Origin of the sequence: Streptomyces sp. NPDC102279, from assembly GCF_044766365.1 — a bacterium.
Lineage (GTDB): Bacteria > Actinomycetota > Actinomycetes > Streptomycetales > Streptomycetaceae > Streptomyces.
In genome coordinates, this window is record NZ_JBIWLU010000012.1 from 171,762 (window position 1) to 190,367 (window position 18,606).

The 18,606-nt window shown below is 73.7% G+C and carries 18 protein-coding genes; 13 read left to right on the forward strand and 5 right to left on the reverse strand.

The features are described 5' to 3' along the window. Positions 1–73 precede the first annotated feature (73 nt). The 4 genes from ybaK to ACIRQH_RS29740 all read right to left on the reverse strand — a co-directional run bounded on the left by ybaK (position 74) and on the right by ACIRQH_RS29740 (position 4,226). A complete protein-coding gene (gene ybaK, locus ACIRQH_RS29725) occupies positions 74–574 on the reverse strand; it encodes a Cys-tRNA(Pro) deacylase (protein WP_388875296.1) in 501 nt (166 codons plus the stop codon). A gap of 17 nt (positions 575–591) precedes the next feature. After that, a complete protein-coding gene (locus ACIRQH_RS29730) occupies positions 592–1,332 on the reverse strand; it encodes an LON peptidase substrate-binding domain-containing protein (protein WP_355870087.1) in 741 nt (246 codons plus the stop codon). A gap of 11 nt (positions 1,333–1,343) precedes the next feature. Next, positions 1,344–2,396, reverse strand: a complete 1,053-nt coding sequence (locus ACIRQH_RS29735; protein WP_388875293.1) for a hypothetical protein — start codon at positions 2,394–2,396, stop codon at positions 1,344–1,346. A 249-nt stretch (positions 2,397–2,645) separates the two neighbouring features. Continuing rightward, complete coding sequence (locus tag ACIRQH_RS29740) at positions 2,646–4,226, reverse strand: oxidoreductase (RefSeq protein WP_404227723.1); 1,581 nt, start codon at positions 4,224–4,226, stop codon at positions 2,646–2,648. Positions 4,227–4,400: 174 nt separating this feature from the next. Between ACIRQH_RS29740 and hisD the strand changes: the two genes are divergently transcribed. The 13 genes from hisD to ACIRQH_RS29805 all read left to right on the forward strand — a co-directional run bounded on the left by hisD (position 4,401) and on the right by ACIRQH_RS29805 (position 17,789). Then, positions 4,401–5,726, forward strand: coding sequence for a histidinol dehydrogenase (hisD, locus tag ACIRQH_RS29745; RefSeq protein ID WP_358820415.1), 1,326 nt, complete (start codon positions 4,401–4,403; stop codon positions 5,724–5,726). Further along, on the forward strand, positions 5,702–6,829 hold the full coding sequence (locus tag ACIRQH_RS29750; protein ID WP_404227725.1) for a histidinol-phosphate transaminase: 1,128 nt from the start codon (positions 5,702–5,704) through the stop codon (positions 6,827–6,829). Before hisD ends, ACIRQH_RS29750 begins: the two co-directional genes overlap by 25 nt. Beyond that, positions 6,826–7,419 carry an imidazoleglycerol-phosphate dehydratase HisB gene (gene hisB / locus ACIRQH_RS29755; RefSeq protein ID WP_081216706.1) on the forward strand — a complete coding sequence of 198 codons (594 nt, stop codon included), beginning with the start codon at positions 6,826–6,828 and terminating at the stop codon, positions 7,417–7,419. The genes ACIRQH_RS29750 and hisB overlap by 4 nt, the downstream gene beginning before the upstream one ends. An 88-nt stretch (positions 7,420–7,507) precedes the next feature. Beyond that, positions 7,508–7,672 (forward strand): hypothetical protein, encoded by a 165-nt coding sequence (locus ACIRQH_RS29760; protein WP_358820413.1) that lies wholly within the window; start codon positions 7,508–7,510, stop codon positions 7,670–7,672. Continuing rightward, positions 7,669–8,313 carry an imidazole glycerol phosphate synthase subunit HisH gene (gene hisH, locus ACIRQH_RS29765; RefSeq protein ID WP_388875285.1) on the forward strand — a complete coding sequence of 215 codons (645 nt, stop codon included), beginning with the start codon at positions 7,669–7,671 and terminating at the stop codon, positions 8,311–8,313. The genes ACIRQH_RS29760 and hisH overlap by 4 nt, the downstream gene beginning before the upstream one ends. After that, a complete protein-coding gene (priA, locus tag ACIRQH_RS29770; RefSeq protein ID WP_358820411.1) occupies positions 8,310–9,035 on the forward strand; it encodes a bifunctional 1-(5-phosphoribosyl)-5-((5-phosphoribosylamino)methylideneamino)imidazole-4-carboxamide isomerase/phosphoribosylanthranilate isomerase PriA in 726 nt (241 codons plus the stop codon). The genes hisH and priA overlap by 4 nt, the downstream gene beginning before the upstream one ends. Then, positions 9,032–9,445, forward strand: a complete 414-nt coding sequence (locus ACIRQH_RS29775; protein WP_404227730.1) for a RidA family protein — start codon at positions 9,032–9,034, stop codon at positions 9,443–9,445. The genes priA and ACIRQH_RS29775 overlap by 4 nt, the downstream gene beginning before the upstream one ends. After that, positions 9,442–10,197, forward strand: coding sequence for an imidazole glycerol phosphate synthase subunit HisF (gene hisF / locus ACIRQH_RS29780; RefSeq protein WP_388875281.1), 756 nt, complete (start codon positions 9,442–9,444; stop codon positions 10,195–10,197). The genes ACIRQH_RS29775 and hisF overlap by 4 nt, the downstream gene beginning before the upstream one ends. A gap of 406 nt (positions 10,198–10,603) precedes the next feature. After that, positions 10,604–11,578 (forward strand): alpha/beta hydrolase family protein, encoded by a 975-nt coding sequence (locus tag ACIRQH_RS29785; protein WP_388875278.1) that lies wholly within the window; start codon positions 10,604–10,606, stop codon positions 11,576–11,578. Between the two features lie 413 nt (positions 11,579–11,991). Then, the gene (locus ACIRQH_RS29790) at positions 11,992–14,109 is read left to right on the forward strand and encodes a LuxR C-terminal-related transcriptional regulator (protein WP_404227734.1); all 2,118 of its coding nucleotides are present in this window, start codon (positions 11,992–11,994) and stop codon (positions 14,107–14,109) included. 113 nt (positions 14,110–14,222) lie between these two features. Further along, positions 14,223–15,656 (forward strand): PucR family transcriptional regulator, encoded by a 1,434-nt coding sequence (locus tag ACIRQH_RS29795; RefSeq protein ID WP_404227737.1) that lies wholly within the window; start codon positions 14,223–14,225, stop codon positions 15,654–15,656. Between the two features lie 170 nt (positions 15,657–15,826). Continuing rightward, on the forward strand, positions 15,827–16,414 hold the full coding sequence (locus ACIRQH_RS29800; protein WP_404227740.1) for an ArsR/SmtB family transcription factor: 588 nt from the start codon (positions 15,827–15,829) through the stop codon (positions 16,412–16,414). Between the two features lie 19 nt (positions 16,415–16,433). Then, positions 16,434–17,789, forward strand: a complete 1,356-nt coding sequence (locus ACIRQH_RS29805; RefSeq protein ID WP_404227742.1) for an MFS transporter — start codon at positions 16,434–16,436, stop codon at positions 17,787–17,789. A gap of 85 nt (positions 17,790–17,874) precedes the next feature. Here ACIRQH_RS29805 and ACIRQH_RS29810 read toward each other — a convergent pair whose 3' ends face one another. Further along, positions 17,875–18,510, reverse strand: a complete 636-nt coding sequence (locus tag ACIRQH_RS29810) for a TIGR03085 family metal-binding protein (RefSeq protein ID WP_358820405.1) — start codon at positions 18,508–18,510, stop codon at positions 17,875–17,877. Between the last annotated feature and the right edge of the window lie 96 nt (positions 18,511–18,606).

The window sequence follows — 18,606 nt, forward strand, 5'->3', positions numbered from 1 at the left end:
GCAGGGCGCCTCCGCGCGGCCCTCGCCGGGCGGCAACCGCGGGCCACGGCCGGTGTGCGCCGGTTTCCGGGAGTCACGCCCGTCCGACGGGCGCGGACACCGCCTCCGTGAGCTGCGCCAGGTCGGCCGGGGAGAGCTCGACCTCCAGGCCGCGACGGCCCGCCGAGACGCAGATCGTGGCGTGGGCCGACGCCGACGCGTCCAGCACCGTGCGGAGCCGCTTGCGCTGGCCGAGCGGCGAGATCCCGCCCCGGACGTAGCCCGTCGTGCGCTCCGCCGCCGCGGGGTCGGCCATCGCGGCCCGCTTGCCGCCCACCGCCGTGGCGAGGGCCTTCAGGTCGAGCGAGCCCGCCACCGGGACCACCGCGACCACCAGCGCCCCGTCCACGTCCGCCACCAGGGTCTTGAAGACCCGCTCCGGGGAGACGCCCATGGCCTCGGCGGCCTCCTCGCCGTACGACGGATGGGAGGGGTCGTGCTCGTACGCGTGGACCGTGTAGGGCACACCCGCCTCCGTCAGCGCCACCGTCGCCGGGGTTCCTCCGGGCTGCTGCTTCTTCGGCTTCTTCGCCATCGGCCTTCCCGCAAACGTCAGTTCAGGCTTGTCGGGCCGCGCGTCAGTTCCGACGCGGGCAACGACGGCAGATTACGGATGATGGCCGTCTCGGTGCGCAGCAGTTTCAGCTCCTCGCGCAGCCGGGACGCCGTGTCCGGGGCCTGGAGCAGGCTCTGCCGGGCCGGGACGTCCAGCATCACGGCGGCCGCGACGAGGTAGGAGACGACGGCCGGCTCGTCCGGCAGGTCCGCGCCGCTCGACAGCGAACGCTCGCGCGCTCCGGCCAGCCGCTTCTGGTACTGGCGGAAGGCGCGCAGCACGCCCTCGGCGAGCGCGCCCGCCTCCTCGCCGGGCTCTTCCGGCAGCTCCTCCAGCTCGGCCGTCAGATACGGCCCGGAGGCGTCCACCGACAGGAGCCGGACGCGGGTCGTACCGGTCGCCAGCACCTCGAAGCTGCCGTCGGCGCGCTCCCGGACGGTCGCCGCGTCCGCGATGCAGCCGACCGCGTGGAAGGCCTTCACCGGGTCGTCGCCGAAGCCCGCCGCGGGCCCGCGCTCGGGCACGGCGGTCTGGTCGGGCATGCCGGGAGCGCTGGGCGAGACCTCGTGGCCGTCGCGGATGGCGACGACCGCGAAGCGGCGCGGTTCGTCCTCGGCGATCTTGAGCAGATCGCGCATCATCGCGCGATAGCGCTCCTCGAACACGTTCAGAGGAAGCACGAGCCCGGGGAACAACACCGAGTTCAGGGGGAAGAGCGGGAGCCGGACGGTGGTCACGACGCGAAAGCCTAATGGTCGCCGGAGCGATCACGTCCGCGGCGCCCACCGACTGGATGCCGATCGGGGCGCGGAGCCCGCAGCGGAAGCCCCGCCGCGACCTCCAGACGGACGCCGTCGCGCATCTCCAGGAACTGGCCGAGCGGGTCGTCGGAGACCCTGTCCCAGGGGAACGAGGTCGCGTACGGGCCGATGAGGCGCAGCTGTTCCAGCGCGTCCTGCCAGCGGTCGAGGCGTATGAGGACGTAGGTCAGCAGGTTGCGCACCTCGGCCGGCCAGGGGTCGGCGGCGGCGTAGGACGCGGAGACCTCGATCGCGAGGTCGGCCGCCGCGTCCAGCCTCTTCCGCGGCACGCCGGGACCGCCGCCCTCGGTGAGGTACGCGAAGGCCGCGCGGACCGGCAGCGCCTGCACGAGGGAGCCCGGCAAGGCGTCCTGCGCGGCCGGCTCGGCGAAGTCGAAGCACTCCCGGTGCGAGCCGTACCAGGCGGCCGACAGGTACTGGAGGGCGGCCACGTGGCAGCCGTAGTGGTGCGGTGAGCGCCGGACGGCCTCGCTCCACAGCCGCTCGAACGCGGTGTGCCCGAGGTTCGTGCCGCGCGCGTGGTCGAGGGCGATCCGCCACGGCACCGGGTCGCGCCGATCGCCCTCGGCGGCGGACGTGATCAGCGGGCCCACCTCGCGCAGCAGCTCGGCCCGCGCGGGCGACTCCCAGCCGCGCCGCACCGCCAGCTCCGCCCTGACGAGCAGCGCGTCCGGGTCGTGCGGGTCGGCGGCCTGCCACTCCCGCAGCCACTGGTCGCGGGAGCGCGCGAAGGTCGCGAGGCGCAGGGCGTACCGGTCGCGGTTCTCCCACTCGGCGGAGTCGCGGGTGGCGGCGAGCAGCTTGGCGGCGGGGGCGTACTCGCCGCGGCCCGCCGCGACGAGCGCGGGGCCGAGGCGTTCGTCGGGCGCGTCGAGCAGCACCTCGTCGTCGGCGGGCAGCCCGACGGCGAGGCGGGAGGTGTTCCGTGCCATCCGGGCCGTACGGATGAGTGCGCGCAGCAGTGCCATGGTGTGGACCATTGAAAACCGCAGGTCGGGGCTGCGCCAGAGGGACGCGGTGACGCTTTCGTAACCGTCGTGCGGTTGCTTCCCGTCGGGTCAAGGACGGGCAAAGAGTGGCTCGTTCCGGTGTCCGGCCGCGGTGAGGTGCCGGACCGGCGCCGGAGCGCCCGCCGAGCGTGCCGGCCGCCCGGGCGGGGCAGCGGGGTGCGCGCGGACAGGAGGCCCGAGGCGACGTGCCGGACCTGCCCGAGGCCACGGGCCGCCGCCTCAGCCGCGCCGCAGCAGCCGGGTCGCGCCGGCCGCCACCGTCGTCGCCAGGATCCAGCCGAGGAGGATCACGGCCGCGGACAGCCACTGCCAGCCGCCGCGCAGCTGCCAGGCCCCGACCTGGCCCAGGTCGATCACCGGCAGCAGCAGGTCCAGGGCGAAGAGCGAGGCGTTCCACTGGGGATGGGAGCCGGTGTCGACCGGCGGATGGTCGGCGTGCGCGAAGGCGACCGACGCCGCCGCCCACAGCACCGCCATCCACAGGGCGGCCCGGCCCGGCCGGTACCCGTACGCGACCGTCCAGTCCTGCGCGTACCCCCAGAGCTTGGCGGCGAGAGGGAGGGTCTCGCGGCGGCGGCGCTGCTTGGCGAGCAGCACCTCGCGGGCGTCCTCGTCCTCGCCGGAGCTGCGCAGCACGGCGGCCAGTCGCTCGTACGGCTCCGGGTTGTACTCGGCGGTCGCCGCCGCGACCCACTCCAGGCGGCGGGTCAGCGGGAAGGCCCCCTGCGGCACCAGGCTCTCGTAGGTGAATCCGCCCATGTGCAGCGCGCCGGGGGCGGGCCAGCTGGACGCCCGGTCGACCAGGTTGCCGATCCGTGCGCCGGACAACACGACCTTGCCGCGCTCCGGCGCCTCGCCGAGGAAGCGCAGCTCCGGTGTCTGCACCCGGCGCAGCGACAGCTCCTGGTCCTCGCCGAGGACGAAGCGGGCCCGTTCCAGGTCGAGGGCGTCACCGAACCGCCCGTCGTCCAGGCGGATGCCGCCCCGGCACTCGAACCGCTGCACCAGCGTGCCGCGCGCCGGGGTGGTGCCGCTGGTCAGCACCGGATTGCCGAGGCCGGCGGGGGTCAGGTACACCGTGCGGTTGACGGTCAGTTGGGGGGCGTTGAGGGCGAGCTGCGCGTACGGGTTGCTGAGCAGGCTGCCGCGCAGGCTCAGCGAGACGCCGACGGTGGCGCCGCGCAGGCTCAGCTCGCCGTGCGACTCCAGCATCTCCGCCTGGAGGTCCTGCCCGACGGTCATGCCGTCGCCCGTGATCGAACGCCCGCGCCGGTCCCGGTAGACCACGGCCTGGTTGAGCAGCAGGTCCGTGCCGATGTGCGCGTCGGTCAGCCGGACGCCGTTGTGGAAGCGGCAGCGGGGCAGGTGCAGATCGCCCTCGGTGTGCAGCCGGGCCGCCTCCAGGCGCGGCACCGCGCAGTCCACCAGCCGTGCGGTCGTGAAGCGGGACTCCGGAAGCAGGACCTCCTTCTCGAAGCGGCACCCCTTCAGCTCCACGTACGGCACCACCGTGCCGCCCGCGAGGTCGAGCACTCCGGTGATCAGCACGCCGGTCAGCTTCAGGGAGGCGACCCGGCCCTGCAGGGGCGGCGGCCCGTCGAGCAGCAGCCAGGCGACGATCCGGGCCCGGACGCTCCGCTCGGGCCCCCAGGGATGGCCGCCGTGCGGATCGTCGGCGGTGCTGTCCCCGCTGCTCAGGTCGTACATGCTGCCGTTGCGGAACGCCTGCCACATCCCGGCCTCGGCGGCGGTCAGTTCGTCCGGCAGATCTCCGGTGCGGAGGCCGGCACCCTCGGTCACGGCACGTCCCTTCCTCCCCGGCTACTCGCGGGTTTCGTACATGCGTGCAATGCCCGCTCAGTGACCGCCCGAACGCTATAGGTGAAGGGGATCTTCCGGTGAACCGAAGGTGGCTTGTATCAGCCATTGATACAGGCGTCCTGCGGCTCCGCGCCGTCTGAGAGAATTGTCCCCGTGATCTCTCGAATCGATCTGCGCGGCGACGCCCTCCCCGAGGGCACCGCCCTGCGCGACCTGCTGCCCCGAGCCGACTTCGACGTCTCGGCCGCCCTGGAGAAGGTGCGTCCGATCTGCGAGGCCGTGCATCATCGGGGCGACGCGGCGCTGATCGACTTCGCGGAGAAGTTCGACGGTGTCCGGCTGGAGTCCGTACGGGTTCCCGCCGAGGCCCTCGCCGACGCGCTGGAGCGGCTCGACCCCGCCGTGCGCGCGGCCCTGGAGGAGTCCATCCGCCGCGCCCGCCTGGTCCACCGCGAACAGCGCCGGACGACGCACACCACCCAGGTGGTGCCCGGCGGCTCGGTCACCGAGAAGTGGGTGCCGGTCGACCGCGTCGGGCTGTACGCGCCCGGTGGGCGGTCCGTGTACCCGTCCTCCGTGATCATGAACGTGGTCCCGGCGCAGGAAGCCGGCGTCGGGTCCATCGCGCTCGCCTCGCCGGCCCAGTCCGCGTTCGGCGGCCTCCCGCACCCCACGATCCTCGCCGCCTGCGCCCTCCTCGGCGTCGACGAGGTGTACGCGGCCGGCGGCGCCACGGCCGTCGCGATGTTCGCGTACGGCACCGAGTCCTGCCCGTCCGTCGACATGGTGACCGGCCCCGGCAACATCTGGGTCGCCGCCGCCAAGCGCTACTTCACCGGCCGGATCGGCATCGACGCCGAAGCCGGACCGACCGAGATCGCCGTCCTCGCGGACGACACCGCCGACCCGGTGCACGTCGCCTCCGACCTGATCAGCCAGGCCGAGCACGACCCGCTCGCCGCCGCCGTCCTGGTCACCGACTCCGTGTCCCTCGCGGACGCCGTGGAGAAGGAGCTGGAGCCGCAGATCGCGGCCACCAAGCACATCGACGACCGCATCGTCCCGGCCCTCGACGGCCGGCAGTCCGCGATCGTCCTCGTCGACGGCGTCGACGAGGGCCTGCGCGTCGTCAACGCGTACGGCGCCGAACACCTGGAGATCCAGACGGCGGACGCGGCCGCCGTCGCCGACCGGGTCAGGAACGCCGGAGCGATCTTCGTCGGCCCCTGGGCCCCCGTCTCGCTGGGCGACTACGCGGCGGGCTCCAACCACGTCCTGCCCACCGGCGGCTGCGCCTGCCACTCCTCGGGCCTGTCCGTCCAGTCCTTCCTGCGCGGCATCCACATCGTCGACTACACGAAGGACGCCCTCGCCGACGTCGCCCACCACGTGGTGACGCTCGCGGAGGCTGAGGACCTGCCCGCTCACGGAGCGGCGATCAAGGCGCGGTTCGGATGGAAGGTACCCGAGGGCAAGTGACCGGCATCGACGATCTCCCCGTCCGGGACGAGCTGCGCGGCAAGTCCCCCTACGGGGCGCCCCAACTCGACGTCCCCGTACGGCTGAACACCAACGAGAACCCCTACCCGCTGCCCGAGCCGCTCGTCGAGCGGATCGCCGAGCGCGTCCGTGACGCGGCCCGCGGGCTCAACCGCTACCCCGACCGGGACGCGGTCGAGCTGCGCACCGAGCTCGCCGCCTATCTGACGAAGACCGGCAAGCACCCGGTCACCACCGAGAACGTGTGGGCGGCCAACGGCTCGAACGAGGTCATCCAGCAGCTCCTCCAGACCTTCGGCGGACCCGGCCGCACCGCGATCGGCTTCGAACCCTCGTACTCGATGCACGCGCTCATCGCGCGCGGCACGGGCACGGCCTGGATCTCGGGGCCGCGCAACGCGGACTTCACCATCGACGTCGCCGCCGCCGAGCAGGCCGTGGCCGAGAACCGGCCCGACGTCGTCTTCATCACCACCCCCAACAACCCCACGGGCAACGCGGTCCCGCCCGAGACGGTCCTCGCGCTCTACGAGGCCGCCCAGCGGGCCAAGCCGTCGATGGTCGTCGTCGACGAGGCGTACGTCGAGTTCAGCCACGGCGACTCGCTGCTGCCGCTGCTCGAAGGACGGCCGAATCTCGTCGTCTCCCGCACGATGTCGAAGGCCTTCGGCGCGGCGGGACTGCGCCTCGGCTATCTCGCCGCCCACCCCGCCGTGGTGGACGCCGTACAGCTCGTCCGGCTCCCGTACCACCTGTCGGCCGTCACCCAGGCGACCGCGCTGGCCGCCCTGGAGCACACCGACGTCCTGCTCGGATACGTGGAGCAGCTGAAGGCCGAGCGGGACCGGCTGGTCGCCGAACTGCTCGCCCTCGGCTTCGAGGTGATCGAGTCGGACGCCAACTTCGTGCAGTTCGGCCGGTTCGCCGACTCCCAGGAGGCCTGGCGGCACATCCTCGACCGGGGCGTCCTGGTCCGGGACAACGGCGTACCGGGGTGGCTGCGGGTCTCCGCAGGAACCCCGGAGGAAAACGACGCGTTCCTCGACGCGGTACGTGACTTGAAGAAGGAGCAGAGCGCATGAACCGCGTAGGACGCGTGGAGCGGGTGACGAAGGAGACGTCCGTCCTCGTCGAGATCGACCTCGACGGATCGGGCAAGGTCGACGTGTCGACCGGCGTCGGCTTCTACGACCACATGCTCGACCAGCTCGGCCGGCACGGCCTGTTCGACCTCACGGTGAAGACCGAGGGCGACCTGCACATCGACTCCCACCACACCATCGAGGACACCGCCCTCGCGCTCGGTGCCGCCTTCAAGCAGGCGCTCGGCGACAAGGTCGGCATCTACCGCTTCGGCAACTGCACCGTCCCGCTGGACGAGTCGCTCGCCCAGGTGACCGTCGACCTGTCCGGCCGTCCCTACCTCGTGCACACCGAGCCCGAGAAGATGGCGCCGATGATCGGCGAGTACGACACGACGATGACCCGGCACATCCTGGAGTCCTTCGTGGCCCAGGCCCAGATCGCCCTGCACGTCCACGTGCCGTACGGGCGCAACGCGCACCACATCGTGGAGTGCCAGTTCAAGGCGCTGGCCCGGGCCCTGCGCTACGCCTCCGAGCGCGACCCGCGCGCCGAGGGCATTCTTCCTTCCACCAAGGGCGCACTGTGAGTGACGCACGCGCGGCCACCGGGCCGCGGACAACGACGATGCCCGCACCGCTGCGCCGCGCGGTCGGAGAAGCGAACGGAATGACACTGTGACCGGCCTCTCCAGCATTCTCATCGTCGTCGGCCTGTTCCTCCTGGGCGGCATCTACTCCTTCGTCAAGCAGCAGATGCCCAAGAGCCTCATCGTGCTGCTCTCCATCGGTGCCGCGATGTGCCTCGTCGCGGGCGTCATCCGGCTGGAGGTGTGGGCGTGAGCGCACCCGCCAAGAAGGTCGTCGTCTTCGACTACGGCTTCGGCAACGTGCGTTCCGCCGAGCGCGCCCTGGCCCGCGCCGGGGCCGAGGTGGAGATAACGCGTGACTTCGACACCGCGATGAACGCGGACGGACTCCTGGTGCCCGGCGTCGGTGCTTTCGCCGCCTGCATGCAGGGCCTCAAGGAGGCCCGCGGCGACTGGATCATCGGCCGCCGGCTGGCCGGCGGACGCCCGGTGATGGGCATCTGCGTCGGCATGCAGATCCTCTTCACGCGGGGGATCGAGCACGGCGTGGAGACCGAGGGCCTCGACGAGTGGCCGGGCACCGTCGGACCGTTGCAGGCCGACGTCGTGCCCCACATGGGATGGAACACCGTGGACACCCCGGCGGACTCCCGGCTCTTCGCGGGGCTCGACGCCGACGCCCGCTTCTACTTCGTCCACTCCTACGCGGTCCACGACTGGTCCCTGGAGGTCGGCAACCCGCTGATGCGCCCGCCCCTGGTGAGCTGGTCCACGCACGGCAAGCCGTTCGTGGCGGCCGTCGAGAACGGCGCCCTGTGGGCCACCCAGTTCCACCCCGAGAAGTCCGGCGACGCCGGAGCCCAGCTCCTCACCAACTGGATCGGAACACTGTGAGCAAGCTCGAACTCCTCCCCGCCGTCGACGTGCGCGACGGCCAGGCCGTCCGTCTCGTGCACGGCGAGTCCGGGACCGAGACCTCGTACGGCTCCCCGCTGGAGGCGGCGCTCGCCTGGCAGAGCGCGGGCGCCGAGTGGCTGCACCTCGTCGACCTGGACGCCGCGTTCGGCACCGGCGACAACCGCGACCTCATCTCCGAGGTCACCCGCGCGATGGACATCAAGGTCGAGCTGTCCGGCGGCATCCGCGACGACGCCTCCCTGGCGGCCGCCCTGGCCACCGGATGCACCCGCGTGAACCTCGGCACCGCCGCCCTGGAGACCCCCGAGTGGGTCGCCAAGGTCATCGCGGAGCACGGCGACAAGATCGCGGTCGGCCTCGACGTCCGCGGCACGACCCTGCGCGGCCGCGGCTGGACCCGCGACGGCGGCGACCTCTACGAGACGCTGGAGCGCCTCAACTCCGAGGGCTGCGCCCGCTACGTGGTGACGGACATCGCCAAGGACGGCACGCTCCAGGGACCCAACCTGGAGCTGCTGCGGACCGTGTGCGCCGCCACCGACCGCCCGGTGGTCGCCTCCGGCGGGGTGTCCTCGCTGGACGACCTGCGCGCCATCGCCGAGCTGGTGCCGCTGGGCGTCGAGGGCTCCATCGTCGGCAAGGCGCTGTACGCCAAGGCGTTCACCCTCGAAGAGGCACTGGAAGCGGTGACCGCGTGAGCGCCGTACGCCGGGTGAACACCGGTGCGCCCTGGGAGGACGCCTTCGGCTACTCCCGCGCGGTGGAGCTGCCGAACGGTCTGGTGCTGGTCTCCGGCTGCACGTCGGTGGCCGACGGGGAGATCACCGAGGGCGGCCCGTACGACCAGGCGATCACCTCCTTCAACGTCGCCTTCGCGGCGCTGGAGCAGCTCGGCCTCGGCCAGGAGGACGTCGTCCGTACGCGCATGTACATCACGCACGCCCGGGACGTGGAGGATGTCGGCCGCGCCCACAAGGAGCTGTTCGACGCCGTCCGCCCCGCCGCGTCGATGATCATCGTGTCCGGGTTCGTGGACTCGCGCCTGGTCGTCGAGGTCGAGGTGGAGGCGTTCCGTTCGGGCGGTCCGGTGGACGAGGAGGCCTCGTGAGCCTGGCGGTTCGGGTCATCCCCTGCCTGGACGTGGACAACGGCCGGGTCGTCAAGGGCGTCAACTTCCAGAACCTGCGCGACGCGGGCGACCCGGTCGAGATGGCCAAGGTGTACGACGCCGAGGGCGCCGACGAGCTGACGTTCCTGGACATCACCGCGTCCTCGGGCAACCGCGAGACCACGTACGACGTGGTGCGCCGCACCGCCGAGCAGGTCTTCATCCCGCTGACGGTCGGCGGCGGTGTCCGCACCGCCGAGGACGTCGACAAGCTGCTGCGGGCCGGCGCCGACAAGGTGGGCGTCAACACGGCCGCGATCGCCCGGCCCGACCTGATCCGCGAGATCGCGGAGCGGTTCGGCCGCCAGGTGCTGGTGCTCTCCGTGGACGCGCGCAGGACCGAGAGCGGTTCGTTCGAGGTCACCACGCACGGCGGCCGTCAGGGCACCGGCATCGACGCCGTCGAGTGGGCCCACCGGGCCGCCGAGCTGGGCGCGGGCGAGATCCTGCTCAACTCGATGGACGCGGACGGCACGAAGGACGGCTACGACATCGAGATGATCGAGGCCGTACGCAAGCACGTCACCGTTCCGCTGATCGCCAGCGGCGGCGCCGGACGGCTCGGCCACTTCCCGCCCGCCGTCGGTGCGGGCGCCGACGCGGTACTGGCGGCGTCCGTCTTCCACTTCGGGGATCTGCGGATCGGCGAGGTCAAGGAGACCCTGCGGGAGGCCGGACACCCCGTCCGCTAGGACTCGCACGCCGGAGCCGGCACGACGTCGACGGCCCGCACCCGAGCAGCACTCGCTGCCGGGTGCGGGCCGTTCTCGTACCGCGTCCGGGGGCCGTGGCTCACCGGGGGTGACGCCTTCGGGCGTGGGGCCCGATCCGGCCGCCGCCCGGCGTGGCGTGTGCCCGTCCGGCCGGGGAGAGCGGGCGGGGAGTCGCCGCTGCCCGGCCGGGCGGGTGCGGCCCGGTGCAAGCCAAGGCCGGTGATTCTGCCGATGTGCGCAGGCGGTTGAGGGCCGGACAGTTGCCACCGCAACCACCGAGACGGACCCCGCCGCACCTCGGCGTGTGCCATCCGACACCCATGCCCCGGCAACGCCGTGGGCGCGGCGCGGGTCCGTCGTCCCTCACCGAGAGGATGCACCCACCGTGCAGCAGAACCGCGCACTCCCCGCCGCACCCGGCGGCCCCGCCCCGTCCGGACGCCGACCGCACCGGCTCACGAGCCGTCTGGTGCGGGCCGGCCTCGCGGCGCTCCTGGCCGCGGGCGGACTCGTCGCCGCCCAGGCCACCGGAGCGCAGGCCGCCGGAGAACCGGTCGTCTCGGCGCAGGCCGCCGCGAACCCCTACGAGCGCGGCCCCGCCCCCACGACGGCCAGTATCGAGGCGAGCCGCGGGTCGTACGCCGTCTCGCAGACCAGCGTGTCCTCGCTGTCGGTGTCCGGCTTCGGCGGCGGCACCATCTACTACCCGACCTCGACGAGCGACGGGACCTTCGGCGCGGTCGTCATCGCACCCGGCTACACCGCGTACCAGTCGTCCATCTCCTGGCTCGGGCCGCGGCTCGCCTCCCAGGGCTTCGTGGTGTTCACCATCGACACCCTGACCACCCTCGACCAACCGGACAGCCGCGGGCGGCAGTTGCTCGCCGGCCTCGACTACCTCACCCAGAGCAGTTCCGTGCGGACCCGGATCGACAGCACCCGGCTCGGCGTGATGGGCCACTCCATGGGCGGCGGCGGCACGCTGGAGGCCGCGAAGAGCCGTCCCTCGCTCCAGGCGGCCATCCCGCTCACCGGCTGGAACCTCGACACCACCTGGCCGGAGATCAAGACGCCGACCCTGGTCGTGGGCGCCGACGGTGACACGATCGCGCCGGTGGCCACGCACTCCGAGCCCTTCTACCAGAGCCTGCCGAGCACCCTCGACAAGGCGTACCTGGAGCTGCGGGGCGCCACCCACTTCACGCCCAACAGCTCGAACACCACGATCGCGAAGTACAGCATTTCGTGGCTGAAGCGGTTCATCGACAACGACACCCGCTACGAGCAGTTCCTGTGCCCGCTGCCGCAGGCGTCCCTCACGATCGCCGAGTACCGGGGCAACTGCCCGCACACCTCCTGACCTCGACCCGCACGACCCCGTGCGCTGGTGACGGCCACCGGAACCGGTGGCCGTCACCAGCGTCCGCGTCCGCCTCGGGACGGGGCGCAACCGCCACGGAGCCTGTGTACGGCGGCACTTGTGCCGGTGCACAAGCCTTGCGCCCCGGGCCTGGGAGCCGGCCCATCCGGCACCCCGCCGGGGCCCTGTCCGTCCTGGTCACACAGGGTTTCCGGGGCCGCCCGGTCAAGTGAACGCGGGTCTTCCGCCTTCGTTTACGCGGAAGTAACGTGGCGGTCGTGACGGGAAACGCGACTGCGCGAAGTCCACTCCGGACAACGGGCCGGAGCGCCTTACCGCCGCCTCCGCGAGGGGCGGCGCGCGAACCGGGCCGGAGCCGCGACCCCGGCCGCCCGGACCCTCCCGGATGCTCGGTGGAGCCACCCACGCTGCCGGGCGCCATGGCACCCGGGGCCGCCGCGACCACTCCTGAGCCGCCCCGCCGCGTCGACGACGACGGCACCGGACCGCACGACGGCACCGGACCGCTCGCGCGCCGTCCCGAGACCCCGGAGAGCCGGGTCCGTCCGGACGGTGCGGAACGCCGGGTGCCGCCGCTCGACCCGCGCGCAGTCACGGCCGTATACGACCCCGCCCCGCAGGACACCCCACGGTCCCGCGCACGGCCGGGCGCCGGTGGGGGACCGGGGCGCGCACCGACGGCCGCCGAACTCCCGTTTCCCGCACCGCAGTCCGCCGCCGGACCCACCCGTCCCGGCGAACCGTCGAACGTCCTCCCGGCCGACGACCGGCGTACGGACATCGCTGAACCTGCCCGCCCCGCCGGGAGAGTCGAAACCGGACCGGCCGACAGCAGGGGTTTCGCAGGCGCGGACGCCGCCGGTACCGCCGACCGCACCGACGAGAGCGGGTGCGCCCTCGGGCTCATCGACGCGGCGGAGCAGGCCCGGCTCGCCGGACTGCCCGGCCGGGCACGGGAGTTGCTCGCGCGGGCCGGGTACGAGGGGGCGCCCGACGCGGTCCGGGGAGCGGCCCAGCTGGTGCACGGGCAGCTCGGCCTCCAGGACGGCCCCGTCGCCGACGCCCGCGAAGTGCTGCTGCTGGCGGCCGAGTTGCTGGCGGCCGACCCGGCCCGCGCCCTCGCCGCCCGGCTCGCCGCGATGGAGGCCGCCTGGGCGATGGGTGACGCGGTGGCCTGCCTGGAGGCCCTGGACCGCGGGCCCGGACAGCGCGGATCCGATGCCGTGAACCCCGTCCCGGGGGCGGCTGATCCCGAGGAGCCGGACCGCGCCCCCGGGCAGCCGGAGACCGACGGCCGCGTCGCCGCGTACCGGGCGGGGATGTCCGCGGTCATGCACGGCCGGCTGGACACCGGACGGCGGCGGTTGCGGGAGGTGGTCGCCGCGACGGGGGCCGCCGGGATCGTCGACGGCCCCGAGTCCCTGCTGCTGGCGGGGGGAGCGGCGCTCGTCGCCGGTGACCTCTCCGCCGCCTGCCGGGCCAACTCCCGCGCGCTCGCCGTCGCCAGGGCCCGCGGACCGTACATCCTGGTCGCCCAGGCCCTGGAGCGCCTCGCGTACGGGGAACTGCGCGCGGGCCGGCACGCGCGGGCCCGCGCCCACGCCGAGGACGGCCTGCGCACCGCCCTCGCCGCCGGGCAGAGCAACCTGGCGGCTCACCATCACGCGATCCTCGCGCTGGTGGCGTCCGTCGAGGGGTCCCAGGAGGCCGTCGCGGAGCACGCGTCCGCCGCCGAGCGCATGGCCGCGCCGCACGGTCTCGCGCAGGCCGCCACCCTGTCCCAATGGGCGCGGGCGCGTGCAGATCTGGCCCGCGGCCGGCTCCCTGAGGCCGCCGCGCGGCTCGGCCCGCTGGTGGGCGCCGGACCGCGCCACGGCCACTTCGCCATACGGATGCTCGCGGTCCCCTGCTTCGTGGAGGCGGCGGCCCGCACCGGCCAGGAGGAGGCCGCCCGGTCGGCGGTGGCCGAGTTCACGCACTGGACCGCGCAGGGCGCCGATCCGCAGGCACCGGCGCAACTGGCCCGCTGCCGGGCGCTGTTGAGTGACGACGACGGATGCGAGCCGCTGTTCACCGCCGCGCTCGCCCACCACGAGGAGGTCGTCGGCGACTTCGAACGCGGCCGGACCCAACTCCTCTACGGCGCCTGGCTGAGACGGCGGCGCAGACCGGGGGAGGCCCGCGGGCGCCTGCGGGACGCGCTGGTGTCCTTCGAGCGGGGCGGCGCGCTCGGCTGGGCCGCGCAGACGAGGGCGGAACTGCGCGCCACCGGTGACGCGTCCCCCGCCGAACCGGCCGGCCCGCTCGCTCTCCTGACGCCCCAGCAGCTGCGGATCGCTCGCTGTGTGGCGGAGGGAGCCACCAACCGTGAAGTGGCGCTGCGCCTGTCGGTGAGCCCCCGCACGGTGGACCATCACCTGCGGAATGTCTTCGCCGCCCTGGGGGTCCGCTCCCGCGTCGAGCTCTCCCGCTGGGTGGACCGCGCGGAGAAGACCACCGCACACCCCTAGGTACCGACTGGGCGGTATGTCATCCTGCGGGATCAGGAGGTCCGGAGCACCCGTGTGCCGCGCGTCGGCCCCCGGGACCGGCCGGACCGAGCCGACTCCGGTGGAGGACAGCGATGCAGCACCTCGTACCCGCCCACGGCCGGCCCCTGCCCGGACGGCGGCCCCTGGTACCGGCCGCACGCTCCGCCGTCGACGCGGAGGCCCTCTCGGTCCTGCACCGCGCCGCCCGGGCACTCATGGCGGGGCTGCCCGAGCTGACGGAACGCCTGATGACGCTGCTGAGGGAGCGTGAACCCGCCTACCGCACGGCCATGGAGGCCGACGTGGACGGCGTGCGCGACGAGGTGCAGCGTTCGTTGCGGCTCAACGTCGGCTCCCTGATCCGGCCCGGTGAGCTGCGCGAGGACGCCCAGCGCTGCTCGTGGGCCATCGGCAGGGCGCGGGCCGAACGAGGGCTCCCGCTCGACGCGCTGCTGCGCGCCTTCCGCCTCGGCGGCGGCATGATCTGGCAGGAACTCGTCGACGAGACGACCCGCCGCCATCCCGCCGACGCCCGCCTGCTCGTGCATGTCGCCGCCGACGTCTGGAACTTCGTCGACGACCACTGCGCCGTGGTGGCCGACGCCTACCGGCAGACCGAGCGCGAGCTGATGTGGCGGCGGGAGAACCGGCTGCGGCTGATGACGGCGGCGCTGCTCGACGGCACCGCCCGGATCGCCGACCTGCCCGCCACCGCGGCCGCCCTCGGCCTCCCCGAGCAGGGGAGGTACGCGGTCGTCCTGGCCCGGCTGCCCGCAGGCCGGGCGTTCGCCGAGGCGCGGAGCCAGGTGCACCTCTCCGGCCTGCGGGTGCTCTGGTACCGCGACCGTGACCGGGACGGCGCGGGCAGCTACGGCATCGTCCTGCTCGGCGGCCACCCCCACGACGGGGACGGACCCGGTCACGGTCACGAGACCGGGCTCCTCGACACCGGCACCGGGCCGGACTACGGCGCGGAGGAGCGCACCCCGGGCGCCACCGCTGCCGACGACGGCGGCGACGGACGGGGTGAGGGGCGTCCGTGGGCGTACGGACTCGACGTGGACGCCGGGGAGATCGCCCGCCGGCTGACCGCCCCGCCCGTGGCCCGGATCGGGATCAGCCCGGTGGTGGAGGGCCTCGCGGCGATCGGTGACGCCCGTCGTCTCGCGGACACCGCCCTGCGGGCCTGCCCCCGGTCCGGCGGCACCGTCGTACTGGAGGAACACCTGCCCGCCGCGCTCGTCGTCTCCGCCCCGGCGCTCGGCGCCGCGCTCTCCGAGCGGGTCCTCGGGCCGCTGCTGCGGCTCGACCTGTCCGACCGGGACATCATGCTGGACACCCTCACGGCCTGGCTCGCCTGCGACGGTTCCGCCCAGCGGGCCGCCGGACGGCTCTACTGCCACCGCAACACGGTCCTGAACCGGCTGCGCCGCTGCGAGCAGCTCACCGGCCGCTCGCTGACCCGCCCCGCGGACGTGGTGGAACTGTCCCTGGCGCTGGCCGCGCACACGCTGCTCGACCCCTGAGCGGCTCTTGTCGCCCCGTGGTGGGGGAAGCCCCGGTCGCTTCGGCGGCCGGGGCTCTTTCGTGGGAGGCGGCGGCTCGCCGGTGAACACGTGAGAGAAGCGGTGGATGCGAAAGGGAAGTTGCGCAATTTTTGTTGCGCAACTTTTCTTTCACATCTACGGTGGAAGACATGACACGCAAGGAAGACCGGCGCATCAGCGACATGGGGACGCTCAAGGCGATCGCCCACCCGCTCCGCATGCAGCTGTACCGCGCCCTGCACGTCGCGGGCGCGGCCACCGCGTCCCAGCTCGGCGAGCAGGTCGACGAGGCGCCGTCGCTGGTCAGCTATCACCTGCGCAAGCTCGCCGAGCACGGGCTGATCGAGGAGGCCGAACCGCGCAGCGGAGACGGCCGCGAGCGCTGGTGGCAGGCGGCCTCGGAAGGCGTGAGCGTCCACGACGAGGACTTCCGGAGCGCCCCGGAGAAGGCCGCCGCCCACACCGCCTTCGCCCGGCTCCTCGTCGACCAGCGGGCCGACCTCTACCGGCGCTTTCTGGACGAGCGGCACGCCTGGGGCGCCGAGTGGGGCAGCGCCGCGTCCGACTCCGAGTCGAACCTGCGCCTGACCCCGGGCGAACTGGCCGAGCTCAACAAGGAGTTGCTCACCGTCATCAGGAAGTACGACGAGAAGGGCCGCGCGGACGAGGCGGCCGGCGACACCGAAGGGCGCGAGAACGTCGCGCTGCACACGTACGGCTTCCCGTTCCGCGCCTGACTCCGAGAGGACCCGGTCCGTGACCACGACCGTCATACCGCCCGTCGCCCACGCCCCCGGCAGACCCGCCCACCGCGACGGCAACGTACTGCGCTGGCTCGGCGCCTACGCGGCCTCGATGATCGGCGACAACGTCTTCTACATCGCCCTGTCCTGGGCGGCCGTCCAGTCCGGCACGCCGTCGCAGGCGGGGCTCGTGATGGCCGTCAGCGCCGTGCCACGGGCCCTGCTGATGCTGGGCGGAGGAGTGGTCGCCGACCGGTTCGGGCCGCGCAGGGTGGTCATCGGCAGCGACGCGGTGCGGTGCGCGGCCGTCCTGACCGTCGCCGCGCTGCTCTTCGTGGCCAGTCCCGGGCTCTGGCTGCTGGCTCTGCTCGCCGTGGTCTTCGGCATCGTCGACGCCGTGTTCATGCCCGCCGTGGGTGCCCTGCCCGCCCGGGTCACCGGCCGGGACCAGCTCGCCAGGGTCCAGGGCATGCGCGGCCTCGCCGTCCGCTTCGCCAACGTGCTGGGCGCGCCCCTCGGCGGACTCGGCGTGGCACTCGGCGGCTCGGCGACGGCCTTCGCGCTCGCCGGCCTGCTCATCGCGGTGTCGGTGCCGCTGCTGATCTCCGTACGGATGCGGGAGCCCGCGTCGGCCGTCGTCGACGGCGCGCCCGGGGACCCGGGAGGCGTCCCCGCGCGCGGGGACGAATCGGGCACACACGTGCGCGTGCCCGACGGCCGGGACGGCGCGGCCGTCGCGCCGGAGCGGCCCGCCCGCGCCACCGCCTGGCGCGATCTGCGCGACGGACTGCGCTACATCCGTGGCCACCGCGTCCTCGCCCCGCTCATCGTCGCCATCGCCCTCGGCGACCTCGGCTTCGTGGGCCCCCTGAACGTGGGGCTGGCCCTGCTCGCCGACCAGCGGGGGTGGGGCGCGTCCGGCATGGGCCTCGTCGTCGCCGCCTTCGGCGCCGGTGCGGGAGCCGCCGCGCTGCTGCTGGCCTGGCGCGGCACGCTCCCGCGCGCCGGGAGCGCGGGCGCCGCGGCCCTCCTGGGCGGCTCCGTCGCAATCGGCGCGCTCGCCTACGTGCCGGGCGTCGGCGCGGCCGTCGGTGTCGCCCTCGCCATCGGACTGCTCGCCGGACTCAGCGGCGCCCTGTGCGGAGCACTCCTGCAGACGCAGTCCGACCCCGCCTACCTGGGCCGGGTCACCGCCGTCGCGGGCATCGTCAGCCTGGGCCTCGCCCCGCTCAGCATGCCGCTGACCGCCGCCGCGATCGGCTGGTGGGGCACCGGACCCGTCTTCGTCGCCAGCGCCGTCGTGTGCGGACTCGGCGGGGTCGTCGCTCTCTGCGTCCGGGACCTGCGGCGGGCCGAGCTGCCCCGCTGACCGTTCGCGACGGAACGGGCCCGGAGCCCGACAGCCGGCGGCCTTCGAACGATGCCGGCCGAAGGCGCCGGGCGACCCGGTGTCCTCAGATCCCGAGCGGCTTCCCTTCCTGAAGCCTGGTGATCGCCTCCTTGTCGCCGTCCAGCTCGACGTCCGCGACAGCCTGGCGGCCGAACGCGAACATCAGCAGCTCGGAGGGCTCGCCGGTCACCGTCACGACCGGCGTGTTCTTGTTCAGCACCGTCGTCTGACCGTTCGGACGGCGCAGAACCACGCCCGTCGGGGTGCCGCGGCCCATCAGCCGGGCCGTGCGCTCCAGGCGCGACCAGAGGGCCTCCTGGAACACCGCGTCCAGCGGGCGCGCAGTCCAGCCGGGCTGCGCCCGCCGCACGTCCTCGGTGTGGACGTAGAACTCGACCACGTTCGACGCCTCGTCGATCTGCTTCAGGGAGAACGGCGAGAACCGCGGCGGGCCCGTGCGGACCAGCCGGATCAGTTCCTCGTACGGCTTCGTGGCGAACTCCGCCATCACCCGGTCGAGGCGGGGGGCGAGCTGCTTGACGAGGAGGCCGCCCGCCGCGTCGGGGCGGCGCTCGCGGACCACCACGTGGGCCGCGAGATCCCGGGAGTTCCAGCCCTCACAGAGGGTCGGGGCCTCCGGGCCCACGGCTTCCAACAGGTCGGCGAGAAGGAGTCGTTCACGCTTCGCATGGGTCGACATGCCAGCCAGCCTACGACCGGGTGGCCGGTCCGCCCAGTGGAGAACGGGGCGGATCCGGCCAGGCCCGCCCCGGGCACGGCCAACGGGTCCGGCCTG

What these genes read in the sequence shown, in the direction of transcription:
- ybaK (WP_388875296.1), bottom strand. Translation starts at nt 574, where the DNA reads ATGGCGAAGAAGCCGAAGAAGCAGCAGCCCGGAGGAACCCCGGCGACG.
- ACIRQH_RS29735 (WP_388875293.1), bottom strand. Translation starts at nt 2,396, where the DNA reads ATGGTCCACACCATGGCACTGCTGCGCGCACTCATCCGTACGGCCCGG.
- ACIRQH_RS29800 (WP_404227740.1), top strand. Translation starts at nt 15,827, where the DNA reads ATGACACGCAAGGAAGACCGGCGCATCAGCGACATGGGGACGCTCAAG.
- hisB (WP_081216706.1), top strand. Translation starts at nt 6,826, where the DNA reads ATGAACCGCGTAGGACGCGTGGAGCGGGTGACGAAGGAGACGTCCGTC.
- ACIRQH_RS29810 (WP_358820405.1), bottom strand. Translation starts at nt 18,510, where the DNA reads ATGTCGACCCATGCGAAGCGTGAACGACTCCTTCTCGCCGACCTGTTG.
- ACIRQH_RS29795 (WP_404227737.1), top strand. Translation starts at nt 14,223, where the DNA reads ATGCAGCACCTCGTACCCGCCCACGGCCGGCCCCTGCCCGGACGGCGG.
- ACIRQH_RS29750 (WP_404227725.1), top strand. Translation starts at nt 5,702, where the DNA reads ATGGAAGGTACCCGAGGGCAAGTGACCGGCATCGACGATCTCCCCGTC.